Source organism: Pseudomonas sp. MS646 (assembly GCF_036693845.1).
Classification (GTDB): domain Bacteria; phylum Pseudomonadota; class Gammaproteobacteria; order Pseudomonadales; family Pseudomonadaceae; genus Aquipseudomonas; species Aquipseudomonas chlororaphis_E.
In genome coordinates this window covers 5,450,638-5,466,512 of record NZ_CP144763.1, presented here as the reverse complement: position 1 = coordinate 5,466,512, position 15,875 = coordinate 5,450,638, and the positions used below count along the sequence as shown (strand labels likewise).

Below are 15,875 nucleotides of genomic sequence, written 5' to 3'. Positions count from 1 at the left end.
CTTGCTCGCGAAGGCGGTGTGTCAGTCGAATTCGATATTGACTGATACACCGCCTTCGCGAGCAAGCCCGCTCCCACAGGGTTCGGTGGTGGTCTGAGTTACAACCCCAGCAACTGCAATCGCTGGCGCACCGAGGCTTCGATGCCGGCCTCGTCCAGGCCACACTCGGCCAGCATCTGGGCAGGCTTGGCGTGTTCGACGTAGATGTCCGGCAGGCCCAGGTGCAACACCGGCTTGAGCAGGTTTTCCCGGGCCAGGAACTCGCTGACCGCTGCCCCGGCGCCGCCCATGATGGCGTTTTCCTCGACGGTCACCAGCAGTTCATGGCCCGCAGCGATCTCGCGGACCAGTGCTTCGTCCAGGGGTTTGACGAAGCGCATGTCCACCACCGTGGCGTCCAGGGTCTGCGCGACCTTGAGGGCTTCGGCCAGTTGCACGCCGAACACCAGCAGCGCGGTTTGCCGGCCCTGGCGACGGATCACGCCCTTGCCGATCTCGATGGGGTCGAGGTTGGCTTCGATGGGCGCATTCGGGCCGGTTCCACGGGGGTAGCGCACCGCCGCCGGGCCATTGAACAGGTGGCCGGTGGTGAGCATTTTGCGCAGCTCGTTTTCATCACTCGGGGTCATCACCAGCATGCCGGGGATGCAGCGCAGGAATGACAGGTCGAAACTGCCGGCGTGGGTCGGACCGTCTTCGCCCACCAGGCCGGCACGGTCGATGGCGAACAACACGTCGAGGTTCTGCACCGCCACGTCATGCACCAATTGGTCATAGCCGCGTTGCAGGAAGGTCGAATAGATCGCCACCACCGGTTTCGCGCCTTCGCAGGCCATGCCGGCGGCGAGGGTCACGGCGTGCTGCTCGGCAATCGCCACGTCGAAGTAGCGCTGCGGGTAGCGTTCGCTGAACGCCACCAGGTCCGAGCCTTCCTTCATGGCCGGAGTGATGCCCACCAGGCGCGGATCGGCGGCGGCCATGTCGCACAACCACTGGCCGAACACGCCGGAATACTTCGGTCCGCCGGCTTTTTTCGGGGCGGCGGCCGGTGCGTCCAGGGGTTCGAGCTTGGTGATGGCGTGATAGCCGATCGGGTCGACTTCCGCCGGGGCGAAGCCTTTGCCCTTCTTGGTGACCACGTGCAGGAACTGCGGGCCCTTGAGGTCGCGCATGTTGCGTAGGGTGGCGATCAATGTGGGCAGGTCGTGGCCGTCGATGGGGCCGATGTAGTTCCAGCCCAGTTCTTCGAACAGCGTGCCGGGAACCAGCATGCCCTTGGCGTATTCCTCGGTGCGCCGGGCGATTTCCCAGGCACCGGGCAGGCGCGACAGGACCTTCTTGCTGCCTTCGCGCATGCTGGCATAGGTACGGCTGGAGAGAATCTTCGCCAGGTAGTTGGACAAACCACCGACGTTGCGCGAGATCGACATGTCGTTGTCGTTGAGGATCACCAGCATGTTGGCGTTGACTTCCGGCGCGTGGTTCAGCGCCTCGAACGCCATGCCGGCGGTCAGTGCGCCGTCGCCGATCACGGCAATGGCCTTGCGGTCGCTGTTCTGCAGGCGGGCGGCAATCGCCATGCCCAGGGCGGCGCTGATGGACGTGCTGGAGTGGCCGACGCCAAAGGTGTCGTATTCGCTCTCGGAGCGGCGCGGGAATGCCGCCACGCCGTCCTTCTGGCGCAACGTGCCCATGCGCTCGCGACGGCCGGTAAGGATCTTGTGCGGGTAGGCCTGGTGCCCCACGTCCCACACCAGCCGGTCGTCCGGGGTGTCGAACACGTAGTGCAAGGCGATCGTCAGCTCGATGACGCCCAGGCCGGCCCCGAAGTGCCCACCGGTCTGGCCGACCGTGTAGAGCAGTTCCAGGCGCAACTCATCGGCCAGGGTTTCCAGCTCGGCTTCACCCAACCGGCGCAGGCCGTCCGGCGTGTTGGCACGGTCCAGCAGGGGCGTGGTCGGGCGCTTGCGGGGAATCTCTTGAAACGTCGTGGGCATCAGGCGAATCGTTATAGGTATAGAAAGAGGCGGCAGTTTACCTTATGCATCGCAAGCTGCCCACGCGTTGGCCGGAACTTGGCCGATACGCAGTCTGAAGGGTTGACCCCGTATCAGCTGCGTCGTTCGACGATATAGCGGGCCAGCTCACGCAACGGCTCGGCCGCCGCGTCAAAGGGTCGCAGCGCGGCCAGGGCCTGGTCGCGCAGCTCCAGGGCGTAGGCCTTGGCGGCATCGAGGCCGAGCAGGGCCGGGTAAGTCGGCTTGTCGCGGGCGATGTCGGCACCCTGGCGTTTGCCGAGGGTCTGGGTATCGCTTTCGACGTCGAGGATGTCGTCCTGCACCTGGAACGCCAGGCCGATGGCTCGGGCGTAGGCTTGCAAGGCGTGCAACTGCTCCGGCGTGGCCCGACCGCTGGCGAGGGCGCCCAGCTTGACGCTGGCCTCGATCAGCGCACCGGTCTTGTGCCGATGCATGTATTCCAGCGCGTCCTGGTCCAGTTTCAGGCCCACCGAACCGAGGTCGATGGCCTGGCCGCCGACCATGCCGGCAGGGCCCGCCGCCAGCGCCAGGGCACTGACCATGTCCAGGCGGATCTGCGCCGGGCAATCGCTCAGGGCGGGGTCGAGCAGGGCGCTGAAGGCCAGGCTCTGCAACCCGTCGCCGGCGAGAATCGCGCAGGCTTCGTCGAATTGCTTGTGCGTGGTGGGCTGGCCGCGACGCAGGTCGTCGTCGTCCATGGCCGGCAGATCATCGTGGACCAGCGAGTAGGCGTGGATCAGCTCCACCGCGCACGCCGCGCCGTTGGCCTGCCGAGCCTCGCCGCCCAGCGCTTCGCAGGCGGCATAGGCCAGCAGCGGGCGGACACGCTTGCCGCCGTTCATCACGCTGTAGCGCATGGCTTCGTACAACCGCGCCAGCTCCGGGCTCGGAGCGCTGAACAAGGTGTCCAATGCAGCATTGACCCGGGCCTGGCTGCTGGCCTGATAGGCGGCGATCATTCAGGTTGTTCCGCGTCGAAAGGCTCTTCGGTCAACTCGCCGTCGCGTTCGAGCAGCAATTGCACTTTCTGCTCGGCCTGGGCCAGCGCCGCCTGGCAGTCGCGAGTCAAGCCGATACCCTGCTCGAAGGCGGTCAGCGAGTCTTCCAGCGACAATTCGCCGTTCTCCAGCCGCTCGACCAGCGTTTGCAGGTCGGCCAGAGATTGTTCGAAATCCAGTGCTGCTTTTTTACGGGCCATGGCGGCGCTTCCGGTTGACTGTTAAACCGGCGCGACACTAGCAGACATGGGGGGTTGGGGCAAATCAGGGGGTGCGTGCTTCGCGCTCCGGCGGGGATGGATTCCCTTGCCGCGAAGGCGATCTCACGGCTCTGGGTAATTGATGTTGTATCGAGTGCTGCGCCCACCTCCTGGCAGGCGCTGCAGGCAACCTTTCTCCAGCAACTCCGCCAGGTGTCGGGTTGCCGTCGCCTTCGATACCTTGGCCACGGCCTGGTACTGAGCGGCGCTGATTCCCTGCTCGAAACCCCTTTCACCCCCATCGAGTAATCGGTTCAGTACCTTGGTCTGTTCTGGGGTGATTGCTGACGAGCGATGAGCTTGCCAGAACCGTGCCTTGCCCAGCACTCGCTCGATCTGCGACATGGCTTTTTGCAGGCTGCGCAACAGGGTCTGCAGGAACCAGATGAGCCAATCGGTAATGTCCAACGTGGCTTTCTGGCAGTGTTCAAGGACACGGTAATAGCCCGCGCGGTTGTCCAGGATGCTCACGGACATGGCGTGGAAACGAATCGCCTGGGGTTCGCCTTGGGCCAGTGCAAGGTCAGTCAGGGCACGGGTAAGGCGACCATTGCCATCATCGAACGGGTGCAGGGTGACAAACCAGAAGTGGGCGATTCCGGCACGCAGCAGAGGGTCGAGCCCAGCCTGGTGACGACTGGCCTCGAACCAGTTGATGAACGTTTGCAGTTGCTGTTCCAGGCCTTGTCGAGGCGGCGCTTCGAAATGAACGGTGGGGCGGTCCAGCCTGCCCGAAACCACTTGCATCGGTTCCTCGCCGCGCAACGCGCCGACGCGGATCTGCCGGTGAGTAAAAGCGGCCTGCTCAGGAAACAACCACTCATGCCACTCCAGTAATCGCTCGACCGTCAGGGGGTGATTGAAATGTCGGGTTGCGTCCAGCAGCAGTTGTGCCAGGCCTTCGCTGCGCGGGCTGACCGGATTGTCGTCAGCCCATTCGAGCCCCAGGCGCCGGGCCAGGGACGAGCGTACCGACCCTACGTTCAGTTGTTCGCCTTCGATGGCCGACGAGGTCACGATGTTTTGCAGCAGCGCATCCAGCTCGTTCTGCGCGTTGAGCGAGGTCGTGACGGCACCGGTCATGCCCAGCAGTTGGCCTTGGGCTTGCACGCATTCACGTAGCAAGGGCGCCAATGCTTCGGGCTGCCAGCGAAAGTCGGGCCAATCGGGCTGTTGCCAGATCCAGTGAGGTGTCATGAGTCTGTCCAGACAGTGATGAGCCGAATAGTAACGCTATTCGGCTCATTTTGTGAGCCGAATAGGACGGCTAATCGGCTCACGCATTGCTCAGTCCGTGATTTCCCACACAGAATCGCGCGTTCCCCGATTGTGAATCATTGGCCGAATCGCTAACCTTCGCGCCATCTACAGCCCCCGTATGGCGGGCTTTCGGACGAAACCTGATAAATGATAAAAAATGCGCCGGGGAAGGGCGCCAGGTTGCGTTGTGCATGGCAGGAGGCATACATGCGTTTTCCTACACTGTTGATCGCGTTGGTGGTCGCACCCTTGGCGTGGGCGCAGCCTTCGGCGCAGATGTCCGAGCCGGTGGGCGGCTGGCGCTACAGTGGCCTGCTCGATCGCACGGAAAATCCCCAGGTTGCCTACCCCACGCCCCCCATCGACCGGGGCGTGCAGCGCAATCGCACGATGATCGAAGGCCAGATCAAGGCCATGGGCACGATGCGCCAACCCCACAGCCTGGCGGTCAACGGCAATCCACTGAACCTCTATACCGACGACGAAGGGCGTTTCGCCCGGCCGTATGCGTTTGGCGCCGGTTCCAACAGCGTCGAGGTGCGCAGTTCCGAGGGCCGGTCGCTCAAGCGGGTGCAGTTCTATGAAGCCAACAACCTGCGCACCCCGGCACAGATCCGGGTGGTGCTGGGCTGGGACGATCCTAAGGCCGAGCTGGATCTGCATATCGTCACACCGGACGGCCAACATGCATTCTTCGGCCAGCCTGCGCTGAGCAACGGCGGCGGCCTGGACCCGGATGGCGTCGATGGCCCCGGCCCGGAAATGTTCACCATGACCGCGCCGATGCACGGCACCTACCTGGTCTACGTGAACTATTGGGGCAACTACGGCAGCGGTGGCTACAACTTCGATGAAGGCAGCAACCAGAACGAGGTGATCACCTCGCAGATCAACCTGGTGCTCAACGAAAACACCGTCGACGAAAAACGCGAGACCTTTGTCGTGCCCCTGCGCGCCATTGGCGATCTGCTGCTGGTCAAGACTTTCAACTACTAATTCCGCTCCACGGATGAACAGGCCCTTGTGAATATGAGCGACAACACTGCTTCCCCGACCACTGCGACACCTGTCGCTAAACCTGCGCGTCGCTGGCCGGCGTTGCTGATCGGGCTGTGCCTGGTGGCCGGTGTAGCCGCCGGGTTGGGCTGGTTCATGCACAAGCCCAAGGCGCCGCCCACGGCGCTGGCCCTGGAGAAACTCGGCCTGAGCCGCCCCGACGGCTTGCTCGAGGCCCATTCCCTAAGCCAGTTGCCTAAGGACCTGCTGGCGGTGCCGTTCCTCAAGGCCACGCTCACCGAAGACTTCGTTTTCTACTACGAAGCCCACGCCGACCGCCTCGGCCTGATCGGCAGCCTGCGCCGGATCATCTACGAGCATGACCTGAAGTTGCAGGACAGCCTGATCGAGGAACTGTTCGACCAGCCGGCCGATGTCGCGCTGTGGCGTGGGGCCGATGGTCGCCTCAAGGATTTCCTGCTGGTGATGGACCGCGGTGGCTTGGCCAAGGTGCTGGAGCCGCTGGCCAAGGTTGCCCTGGACGATACGCAACTGAGCAAACTCAGCGACCTGCGGGTCGGCGGCGACGATGTCGCGCTCTATCAACTGACCTACAACGCCAGCAAGCCCCTGGTCTTCGCCTCCCATGGCGACAAGCTGGTGGTGCTGTCCAACCCGACCAAGCTCTACGACCCGGCCAACGGCCCATCGGAGGAGCGCGGCAGTGTGTCGACCACCGCCCTGGCGGCCCTGCTCAACGGCGACAAACTCTTCCCCGAAGCCTTCGGTCTGCCGGCCAAGGCACCGGAGGTCAAGCAACGCATTTCGGTCAACGCCAGCGTACTCGCCATGGGTTACCAGCGGTTCATCCCGAATTTCGCCGGGCTGCGCTTCGACATGGACGACAAGGGCTGGCACAGCTTCCTGGCCATGGACGAACTGGAAAACCAGCCAGACTTCGACTTCAAGCCGATCTGGCAAGCCATGCCCATGGGCGCCAGCGCCTGCGTGACCTTGCCCCTGGCGGCTGCGCCCCAGAAGCCGCTGCTGGTAAAACTTGGCGCCGATGAAAAGGCCGCCCAGGCCATGATCGACCACGTGACCGGCGCGGCCGGCCTGTGCTGGTACGCCGATTCGCGTCTTTACACGCCGTTGCTGGTGGTGAGCCTGAACGAAGACGACGGCAAGCTCGACGCCGATCTGGGCCAGTTGTTCGGTTCGATGGTGGGCGCCTACGAAAACAATGTCGCTGAGCACGCCTTCCCGGTGGTCGAGAAGCAGGAAGGCGCGATGCACCAGTGGCAACGGCAGGTGAGTTCCAACTTCGGTCCTTACCTGGCCAAGGATTCGCTGCAACCGGACGCCATCACCGGCAAGGCGTTCATGCGGGTCAGCCTGGCGCGCCACGGTTCGACGCTGTTGTTTTCCCTGGACGACAAGCTGGTGGACAAGGCCCTCGGCACCCTCGACAAGCGCTTCCCGCCGATGGCTGACGTGGTGCCCAAGGACCTGCTGATGCCGATCTATTTCGGCCCGGACTCCATCGCGCAGTTGATGCAGCACGAAACCCTCGACAGCCTGCCCCAGGACATGGAGCCGGTGTTCTACAACGCCGCGCAAACCTATCTGATTCCGAAGCTGCGCACCCTCGGTGGCTACGGCAAGTACGCCCTGACGTTGCCGGCCGGCAGTGAGCCGGACGGTCACTGGCAATGGCTGCCGCTGGAATGGAAATCGCTGTGACCGCACGGATGCGCAATCCCCGGTCGTGGGTGTTGCTGCTGGCGCTGTTGCTGGCGGGGCAGGCGTTCGCGCTCGAGACGCCGGCGCTGGATGTGGAGCAGTCCAAGGTCTTTCGGGCCTGGTTCGTGCGCATCGCCCAGGAGCAACTGACCCGGGGCCCGAGCCCGCGCTGGTACCAGCAGGATTGTGCCGGGCTGGTGCGTTTTGCCGCCAACGAGGCGCTGAAGGTCCACGACGACAAATGGCTGCGCAGCAATGGCCTGTCCAACCGCTACCTGCCACCTGAGCTGCCGTTGAGCGATGCGCAGCGCCGCCTCGCCCAGCAATGGCAGCAGGGCGGCGGCAAGGTCGGCCCTTACGTCAACGCCATCAAGCTGATCCAGTTCAACAGTCGCCTGGTGGGGCGCGATGTCGCCCAGGCCCGCCCCGGCGACCTGATGTTCTTCGACCAGGGCGACGACCAGCACCTGATGATCTGGATGGGCCGCTACATCGCCTATCACACCGGCACCACCACCCCTACCGACAACGGCATGCGCTCCGCAAGCCTGCAACAACTCATGAACTGGAAGGACACCCGATGGATACCCGACGCAGCCAACCCCAACTTCATCGGCGTCTATCGACTCAACTTTCTCTCCCAATGACCGGTGCCCGCATGCTGCGCTTGTGTTCGAAACTACCCCTGTTGTTTGCCTTGTTGTTGGCACCTGTCGTCAACGCCGAAGACACGGTGGAGCCCAGCGGCTACACGCCCGTGTCCGGCGAGAGCTTCTTCCTGCTGGCCGACAGCAGTTTCGCCAGCGACGAACAGGCCATGGTTCGCCTCGAAGCGCCGGGCCGCGACTACCGCCGGTTCCGCATGGAGCCCTATGGCGGTGCCGACATCCGCGTCTATCGTATCGACAAGCCGCTGGATTTCCTCAAGCGCCAGAAAAACCTGCACCGCGTGGTCAGTGATGGTCAGTTCAAGGGCGAAGGCTTGTCGAACACCCTCGCGTACCTGTGGGACAACTGGTATCGCAAGTCTCGCCGGGTGATGCAGCGGGCGTTCTCCTACGAGTCTCGCCAGCAAGTAACCGAAGAAGTGCCGGAGCTGAAGATCGGCGACGCCCTGGTCGCGCCGACGCCGTACGACGCACCGGCCCAGTTTGCCTTGATCCCGGGACTGCCGGTGGTCAGCCAGTTCCGTTACCCGCTGTGGCAAGCCAAGCCGATCCAGCCGCCTGCCGGGGTCAACCTGGCAGGCTCGTCCAGTGAGTTCGTCAGCGTCGCCCCGGGCAACGTCTACGTGCCGCTGGGCCAATTGAAACCAGGCCTGTACCTGGTGGAAGCGCTGATCGGCAAGTACCGGGCCACCACCATGGTCTTCGTTTCCAACACCGTGGCGGTGAGCAAGATCGCCGGCGACGAACTGCTGGTCTGGGCCGCGCGCAAGCATGAGGGGCGCTCGGTGCCCAAGGTCAACGTGCTGTGGACCGACGGCCTGGGCGTGATGAGCAGCGGTGCCACCGACGAGGATGGCTTGCTGCGCCTCAAGCACGTGAGCCCGGAGCGTTCGTTCGTCATTGGCGAGGACGAGGAGGGCGGGGTCTTCGTTTCGGAAAACTTCTACTACGACAGCGAAATCTATGACACCAAGCTCTACGCCTTCACGGACCGGCCGCTGTACCGTCCGGGGGATTGGGTGTCGCTGAAGATCGTCGGTCGTGAGTTCAAGAACGCCCGTGATTCGGTGCAGCCGACGGCCGCCGACGTCAACGTCAGCGTGCTGGATGCCACCGGCACCGCCTTGCAGACCCTGGCCCTGAAGCTCGATTCCAAGGCCGGGACCCAAGGCCGCTTCCAACTGCCGGAAAACGCCGTCGCCGGTGGTTATGAGCTGCGCTTCAGCTACAAGGACCAGCTCTACAGCAGCGCCTTCCGTGTGGCCGAATACATCAAGCCGCACTTCGAGATCGCCCTGAACCTGGCCAAGCAGGACTACCGCACGGGCGAACCGGTCAAGGGCAACCTCGTGTTGCTGTACCCGGATGGCAAGCCGGTGGTCAATGCCAAGGTCAGTCTGAGCCTGCGCGCCCAGCAACTGTCGATGGTGGACAACGAGCTGCAATACCTGGGGCAATTTCCGGTAGAACTGACCAGCAGCGAAGTGACCACCGATGACAAGGGCAACGCGACCCTCGACCTGCCGGCCGCCGACAAGCCGAGCCGCTACACCCTCACCGTATTCGCCAGCGATGGCGCGGCGTATCGGGTCAAGACCACCAAGGAAATCCTGATCGACCGCGGCGCGGCGAACTTCAGCCTGGGCGCCCGCCAGCGTTTCAGTGCGGTCGGCGAGAAGGTCGCGTTCAGCTACGCCAACGTAGGTGGCAGCGAGCAAAGCAAAGCCGTGACACCGGGCAGCTACGCCTGGGTGCGCCTGGAAGACCAGAGCACCGGCGACGGCAAGCTGACGGCCAAGGACAAAGGCTTCAGCCTGACCTTCGACCGGCCCGGTACCTACAACCTGACCCTCAAGGACGAACACGGCCGGGTCATCGGCGCCACCGCCCATGCGGTGACGGGCGACGGCATCAAGGCCGTGCCGGGCACTGTCGAGATCGTCCTCGATAAAGCCGAGTACAAGACCGGCGACGAAGCCCTGGCATTGATCACGTTCCCTGAGCCGGTCAGCGATGCGCTGCTGTCCCTGGAACGTGACAAGGTCGAGGCCACGGCGCTGCTGTCCAAGGGCGGCGACTGGCTGAAGATGGAAAAGCTCAGCGAGACCCAGTATCGCGCGCGCATCCCGGTCAAGGACGCCTTTGCGCCGAACATGACGTTCTCGGTGCTCTACACCAAGGGTGGCCAGTACAGCTTCCAGAACGCCGGTCTGAAGGTGGTCACGCCGCAGATCGACGTCGCCGTCGTCACCGACAAGACTAGCTACCGGCCGGGCGATACGGTCACCGTTGACCTGAGCACCCAGTTCGCCGGCAAGGCGATCCCGGCGCACCTGACGGTCAGCGTGGTGGACGAAATGGTCTACGCCCTGCAGCCGGAAGTGGCGCCGACCATCGACCAGTTCTTCTACCACCCGCGGCGCAACAACGTGCGCACCAGCGCCAGCCTGTCGTTCATCAGCTACGACGTGGCATTGCCGGGCAGCCCAGGCGCACCGGGCAAGGCCAACCGCAGCGAGCGTGGCGTCAAGGTGCTGGAGCGCCCGCGTCGTGAAGACGTCGACACCGCTGCCTGGCAGCCGGAGCTGGTCACCGATGCCAGCGGCAAGGCCCGTTTCACCTTCAAGATGCCGGACTCCCTGACCCGCTGGCGCATCACTGCCCGGGCCATCGCCGACGATGGCCAGGTGGGCCAGAAGAAACAATTCATCGCTTCGGAAAAACCTCTGTACCTGAAGTGGAGCGGCCCGACCCGCTTCCGCGCGGGCGACAAGCCGCAATTGGGCCTGTTCGCCTTCAGTCAGTCGGAGAAACCGTTGAAGGCCGAGTTGTTGATCCGTTACGCCGGCGCTGAACAACGGCTGGTGGCGGAACTGAAGAAAGGCATCAACTACGTGGCGCTGCCGGCCATGGAACTGAGCAACGGCGACCTGAGTGTCCAATTGCAATTGAACGGCGAGACGCAGGACGCCCTGGCCGTGAACCTGAACGCCAGTGGCAGCGGTTGGCAAGTGACCCAGGGCCAGCGCGTCGATGTGGCGGGCGGCGATACCCCGCTGAACCTGCCGGCCGACGCCAGCGATATCCGCCTGCGCCTGGACGACAGTCCGCAAGCGCTGTTCCGGTCGGCCCTGGACGATCTGCTGGGCTACCCCTATGGCGGCGTCGAACAGACGGCCAGCCAATTGCTGCCGTTGAGCATCGCGTACCCGAGCCTGGCGTCGAGCCCCCAGACCCGTGACCGCTTGCGCCTGATCATGCAAAACAGTCGCCTGCGCCTGGTGCAGATGGCCGGGCCGTCGGCGAGCTTCACCTGGTGGGGCCAGGACGGTGAGCCGGATGCATTCCTGACCGCTTATGCCTATTACGCCGACTGGTACGCCAGCAAGGCCCTGGACATCAGCCTGCCGCCGGAACACTGGCAGCGCGTGCTGGAGGTCTACGCCAAGCAGGCCGGTGATACGCCGCTGTTGCAGCGGGCGCTGATCCTGTCGTTCGCCAAGCAGATGCAACTGCCGGTGAACACCTTGCTCAGCGGCCTGATGGACGACCTGGCCAAGGCCCGTGGCGCGGGTGCCGACAGCGTGATGGACGGCGGTGAAGACAGCCTGGTCATGAACGCGCCGGATTCGGCCCTGGGCCTGGCGAGCGCCCGCGTCTTGGCCGCGTCCCTGGCCAGGCAGCTGAAAATGCCGTTGCCAGAGGCGTTCAATCGCCAGGTGGACGCTGCGCAGCAGCAACTGGCGGTCAGTTCCGCACCGTTTGCCGAGGCACTGGTGCTGTCGCTGCAAGCCTTTGACCCTGCTCGCGCCAAGGCTTTGCTGGAGCGAGTGCTGCCACAACAGTCGACCCTGGAGCGGGCCCTGGTTTTGAGCTGGCTGCAACGCAGCATCGAACAAGCTGCGCCGGCGGTCACGCTGACGCCGGGTGACGGTTGGAAAGCCCGACAAGGCGCCACCGGTGAAACCTACTGGCAATGGCAGGGCGCGCAGGTTCCGACCTCGCTGGCCCTCAACGGTGCCCAGGAACGTCCGCTGCAAGCAGCCCTGAGCTTCCAGAGCCAGCAACCGCCCGTGGCATCGATGGCCGTCTCGATCACCCGTCGCCTGTCACGCCTGGTGCCGGGCGACGAAGCGTTCACCTTCAAGCTCGAACCGGTGGGCAACAAACCGTTGTCCAGCGACAGCCTGTACCTGGACGAAGTGATCATCAACAGCAAGGCGCCGACGCCGCTGCGCTACGGCATGCTCGAAGTGCCGCTGCCGCCGGGCGCCGATGTGGAGCGCACCACGTGGGGCATCCAATTGGTGGGCAAGGCCGACAGCGAACCGACGGCCCTGGAAAAGGCGCGCTTCGAGCCGGGCCAGATGGCCTACGCGGTGCCGGTGGATGCCCTCAGTGGCGAGTTGCGCTTGCGTCATCTGGTGCGCTTCTCCCAGAAGGGCCAGTTCAACCTGCCGCCGGTGCGCTTCACCCAGGTCTACGCGCCGCAGAATCAGGCGCGGGAACAGAAACCGGCGCTCGGTCAGGTCACGGTCAACTGACATGCGCAGGCGGCTGGCCTGGTGTCTGTTGTGCCTGATTCCTGCGCTGGCAACGGCGCAGGACGAGCCGCTGCGCCTGGCCTTCGACGGCCAACTGCTGCGGGTGAGCCCGGCGCAGGTGCTGGATCGCCAGCCGCTGCCCGACACCTTGCAGGCACCGTTGGGCAGCCTGTGGAAACTATTCGTCTACGCCTGGCTGGTGGACACCGATGCTCGCGAGCCGGCCTATGCCTGTCGCGGTGAATCGAAGGAAGAAGTCTATTGCTGCAATGCCGGGCAGAGCATCGGCCGCGACCAGGCCCTGGTGAAGTCTTGCGGCTTGTACTTCGAGCCGCAGCGGCTCGGGCTCTCGGCGGCCAGCTGGCGTGACTACTGGCAAACCCGCCAGGCACCGGCCTGGCTGCTGGACCTGCCGACCCTGCAACCCCAGACCCAAGTGCCGGTCGCCGAGCTGCTCAAGGCCCTGGCTTCCTTGCCGGCCCAGGATCAGGCGCGCCGGGTGCTGCTGGACGTGGTGCTCAATGCGGCGGACGGCCGGTTGGTGGGCGAGTTGGGCAGTCGCTTGCGGGTCAAGACCTGGAGCTGGCTGGGCGACCAAGGCCCTGCATCGCGCCAGGGCGGTTTCGCCGGTTGGCTGGTGGACGGCACGCCCGTCTGGGCCGGTGGGCGTGGCACCAGCCAGCAGGTCCTGAAGGTCTATGGCGGGGGTTTGGCGGCGGCGCTGCCGTCCCGCTGGCCGGCGGAAACCGGGCGCTGCGTGGAGGTGGGCTTGTTTGCCCGCTATCCATTGCAGCGGGTGCTGTCCGGCGACCGTCCGGCCACACCGGGGCAACTGCGAGGTGATTACCGGGTCGAGTTCGTCAACGGCAACCAACTGGATATCCACAGCGATGGCGAACTGTTCCTGACGCCCGGCAAGCTGGTCGCGCGACTGGATCGGGAGGAGTACGTCGCCCGGGTCCTGCAACGCGAAGCCAAGGCCGAACCCGCCGAGGCCGCCAAGGCGCTGGCCGTGGCGATCCGCACCTACCTGCTGCAGAACGCCCAGCGCCATGGCGACTGCCTGAGCATTGACGACAGCAGCCACCGCCAGCGTGTCGCGCCTCGCCCGGCCGCCCCCGAAACCCGGGCCATCGCAGCCTGGACTAGCGACCTGGTGCTGGCCGGCACCGACGTGACCTATCACTCCGACCAGGCCGGCCCGGACAAATTGTCCTGGCTGCAAGCGGTGGAGCAAGCCAACGCCGGCCAGCGCTACGACGCCATCCTGTTGCACGCCTACCCCCGCGCCAGCCTCAGCCGCTGGGACAATCCGGTGGCGTCCTGCGAGGCGCTGCCCGCGGCCCAGGACTGGCTGCTGAAGCAGCGGCGGGGCTGGCGTTCGCGCCTGGAAAGCGAAGTCGGCTACAACGAGATCAGCACCTTCGCCGTCTGCCGCGTTGCCTTCGGCCGGCCTTATGTCGACCGCGAGCGCCAGCGCATCTACGTGCGCGGCGTGCTGTCGCTGCAAGACCGCCTCGACCTGACACATGAATACCTGCACCTGGCCTTTGAAGCACATCCCAACGGCCAGGACGAAGACTATATCGAAGGGCTCGCCCGTCACCTCTTGCTGGAATAGACCATGACACTCCGTTATCCACAGGTCTTGCTGTTGCTCTGCGCCCTGACCGCGTTGCCATCGACCTACGCCGCCGACCCCGTCAAGCTCGATACCCCGATCGGCGGCTGGCGCAGCGGCGCGCCGGGCGGTGATGGCGAAAACTACAGCCAGGTCGTCAACTACCCGGCCTCGTCGGTCAATACGCCCCAGGGGCAGGCCGCCACCGCGCGCATCACCGGCCAGATCGCCGCAGCGCCCAAGGGCGAGCGCGAGCCGGGCAAGCTCATCGTCAACGGCGTGAGCATGCCGCTCAAGCTCGACCCTGAAGGCCGTTTCGACCGGCCGTTCTCCTTCCCCAATGGCAGCAACAGCGTCGAAGTGCGCAGCCCCGATGGCCAACATCGCCATCGCACGCAGTTTCTCCACACCAGCGGCGGCGCCAGCCCGGCCAAGTTGCGGGTGCTGTTGACCTGGGACAGCGACGGCACCGACCTGGACCTGCACCTCGTCACGCCCGACGGAGCGCACATCTGGTACGGCGACCGCGTGGCCCCCAATGGCGCGGCCCTCGACGTCGACGTCACCACCGGCTATGGCCCGGAAATCTTCTCGATGCCTGCACCGATCAAGGGCCAGTACCTGGTGTACGTGAACTACTACGGCGGCGGTTACCGTGATATCGCCGACGAGAACGAAGGTGAAGAGGGCGGGGAAAGCGGCGGCACCGAAGCGGTGCAAGCCCTGACCACCGCGCAGGTGACGGTGATCACCGAGGAAGGCACGCCGAGCGAAAAAATCGAGACCTTCGTGGTGCCGATGAGGGCGGTGGGCGAGCTGACGTTGGTCAAGAGTTTCAGTTATCCGTAGGGCCTCCTTGTGGGAGCGGGCTTGCTCGCGAAAGCGGTGCAACAGCTGCCAAGGCGTTGGTTGGCCTGACGCCTTCGCGAGCAAACTCGCTCCCACAGGGTGTTTCAATGGCTGTGCGCAGGTGTGAAAAATCTCACGCGTGAGCTATTGAGGGTTGTGAACGTTACCTGTAGTGTTTCTCACGCGTGAGTTTTTCACAGTGGGGTCAGCACCATGCCAAACAGCTCTCCAGCAGATTCGGCGAGCCGCGACGCAGAGCGCTCCAAGCCTGCCGCGAAAAAACCGTCGAGCTTCTACATGAAGCAGATGCGCGCGGGCCTGAGTGCCGCCGGGTATGTGAAACATGAAACTTGGGTGCTTCCGGAAAACCGGAGCCTGCTCAAGCAGATGGAGAAACAGCTACGCCAGCCGATTCTGGCGGGCTCAATCATGACGGAGGATTACATGAGCGCAGGTAACAACTGGAACATCGATCGCCTCTACAGCGCCTTGCAGGCACTGGATGAAGTGGTTGCCAATGAAATCACCCTCTCCCTCGTCCAAGGCTCCGAGTCCAGCATCAAGCTGGAGATGAACGACTTCGGGGGCCTGCCCATCTACATTGCGGTGGTGGGCGACCAGATCATCGTCGATACCGTCCTGGTGGACATCGAGTCGATCAACGACGTAACGGCCTTCAACGACGCCGTCCTGCGCAGTCGGGAAATGTTCCCGCTGTCCTCGATCGGCATCGAGACCATGCCCAACGGGCAAGTCGTCTACAACATGTTTGGTGCGCTGAGCGCAGGGTCCAACCTGACCAACGTCGTCACCGAGGTCAAGACCCTGGTCGACAACGTCCAGCGTGCCAGCGAAGCCTTCGAACGCTTCTTCATCTAATTCGCCGACAGGAACCTA

11 protein-coding genes are annotated in these 15,875 nt (G+C 64.3%); 7 read left to right on the top strand and 4 right to left on the bottom strand.

What is annotated here, in order from left to right; genetic code table 11:
- Nucleotides 1-98 precede the first annotated feature (98 nt).
- From dxs to V3H56_RS24125, 4 genes are all read right to left on the bottom strand, one after another.
- Nucleotides 99-1,997, bottom strand: coding sequence for a 1-deoxy-D-xylulose-5-phosphate synthase (gene dxs, locus V3H56_RS24140; protein ID WP_042731668.1), 1,899 nt, complete (start codon nucleotides 1,995-1,997; stop codon nucleotides 99-101).
- 113 nt (nucleotides 1,998-2,110) lie between these two features.
- Nucleotides 2,111-2,998 (bottom strand): (2E,6E)-farnesyl diphosphate synthase, encoded by an 888-nt coding sequence (ispA, locus tag V3H56_RS24135; protein ID WP_042731667.1) that lies wholly within the window; start codon nucleotides 2,996-2,998, stop codon nucleotides 2,111-2,113.
- Nucleotides 2,995-3,237: an exodeoxyribonuclease VII small subunit gene (locus V3H56_RS24130; RefSeq protein WP_003185917.1), complete on the bottom strand. Its 243-nt coding sequence runs from the start codon at nucleotides 3,235-3,237 to the stop codon at nucleotides 2,995-2,997. The genes ispA and V3H56_RS24130 overlap by 4 nt, the downstream gene beginning before the upstream one ends.
- A 123-nt stretch (nucleotides 3,238-3,360) precedes the next feature.
- Nucleotides 3,361-4,494 carry a Fic family protein gene (locus tag V3H56_RS24125; protein WP_042731666.1) on the bottom strand — a complete coding sequence of 378 codons (1,134 nt, stop codon included), beginning with the start codon at nucleotides 4,492-4,494 and terminating at the stop codon, nucleotides 3,361-3,363.
- 270 nt (nucleotides 4,495-4,764) lie between these two features.
- Here V3H56_RS24125 and V3H56_RS24120 point away from each other — a divergent pair, with 270 nt between their 5' ends.
- From V3H56_RS24120 to V3H56_RS24090, 7 genes are all read left to right on the top strand, one after another.
- Nucleotides 4,765-5,553 (top strand): DUF2135 domain-containing protein, encoded by a 789-nt coding sequence (locus V3H56_RS24120; RefSeq protein WP_042731665.1) that lies wholly within the window; start codon nucleotides 4,765-4,767, stop codon nucleotides 5,551-5,553.
- Nucleotides 5,554-5,586: 33 nt separating this feature from the next.
- Nucleotides 5,587-7,296: a DUF2138 domain-containing protein gene (locus V3H56_RS24115; protein ID WP_338473942.1), complete on the top strand. Its 1,710-nt coding sequence runs from the start codon at nucleotides 5,587-5,589 to the stop codon at nucleotides 7,294-7,296.
- 8 nt (nucleotides 7,297-7,304) lie between these two features.
- Complete coding sequence (locus tag V3H56_RS24110; RefSeq protein ID WP_162489263.1) at nucleotides 7,305-7,943, top strand: DUF1175 family protein; 639 nt, start codon at nucleotides 7,305-7,307, stop codon at nucleotides 7,941-7,943.
- A complete protein-coding gene (locus V3H56_RS24105) occupies nucleotides 7,940-12,508 on the top strand; it encodes an alpha-2-macroglobulin (protein WP_123579633.1) in 4,569 nt (1,522 codons plus the stop codon). The genes V3H56_RS24110 and V3H56_RS24105 overlap by 4 nt, the downstream gene beginning before the upstream one ends.
- A 1-nt stretch (nucleotide 12,509) precedes the next feature.
- Nucleotides 12,510-14,129, top strand: coding sequence for a DUF2300 domain-containing protein (locus tag V3H56_RS24100; protein WP_047736364.1), 1,620 nt, complete (start codon nucleotides 12,510-12,512; stop codon nucleotides 14,127-14,129).
- A gap of 3 nt (nucleotides 14,130-14,132) precedes the next feature.
- Complete coding sequence (locus tag V3H56_RS24095; protein WP_042732431.1) at nucleotides 14,133-14,978, top strand: DUF2135 domain-containing protein; 846 nt, start codon at nucleotides 14,133-14,135, stop codon at nucleotides 14,976-14,978.
- A 297-nt stretch (nucleotides 14,979-15,275) separates the two neighbouring features.
- Complete coding sequence (locus tag V3H56_RS24090; protein WP_123579635.1) at nucleotides 15,276-15,857, top strand: YjfI family protein; 582 nt, start codon at nucleotides 15,276-15,278, stop codon at nucleotides 15,855-15,857.
- The last annotated feature ends 18 nt before the right edge of the window (nucleotides 15,858-15,875 follow it).

Coding starts and splice junctions, on each gene's coding strand:
- V3H56_RS24100 (WP_047736364.1), top strand. CDS start 12,510: ATGCGCAGGCGGCTGGCCTGGTGTCTGTTGTGCCTGATTCCTGCGCTG.
- V3H56_RS24130 (WP_003185917.1), bottom strand. CDS start 3,237: ATGGCCCGTAAAAAAGCAGCACTGGATTTCGAACAATCTCTGGCCGAC.
- V3H56_RS24090 (WP_123579635.1), top strand. CDS start 15,276: ATGAAGCAGATGCGCGCGGGCCTGAGTGCCGCCGGGTATGTGAAACAT.
- V3H56_RS24105 (WP_123579633.1), top strand. CDS start 7,940: ATGACCGGTGCCCGCATGCTGCGCTTGTGTTCGAAACTACCCCTGTTG.
- dxs (WP_042731668.1), bottom strand. CDS start 1,997: ATGCCCACGACGTTTCAAGAGATTCCCCGCAAGCGCCCGACCACGCCC.
- V3H56_RS24125 (WP_042731666.1), bottom strand. CDS start 4,494: ATGACACCTCACTGGATCTGGCAACAGCCCGATTGGCCCGACTTTCGC.
- V3H56_RS24095 (WP_042732431.1), top strand. CDS start 14,133: ATGACACTCCGTTATCCACAGGTCTTGCTGTTGCTCTGCGCCCTGACC.
- V3H56_RS24115 (WP_338473942.1), top strand. CDS start 5,587: ATGAGCGACAACACTGCTTCCCCGACCACTGCGACACCTGTCGCTAAA.
- ispA (WP_042731667.1), bottom strand. CDS start 2,998: ATGATCGCCGCCTATCAGGCCAGCAGCCAGGCCCGGGTCAATGCTGCA.
- V3H56_RS24120 (WP_042731665.1), top strand. CDS start 4,765: ATGCGTTTTCCTACACTGTTGATCGCGTTGGTGGTCGCACCCTTGGCG.
- V3H56_RS24110 (WP_162489263.1), top strand. CDS start 7,305: ATGCGCAATCCCCGGTCGTGGGTGTTGCTGCTGGCGCTGTTGCTGGCG.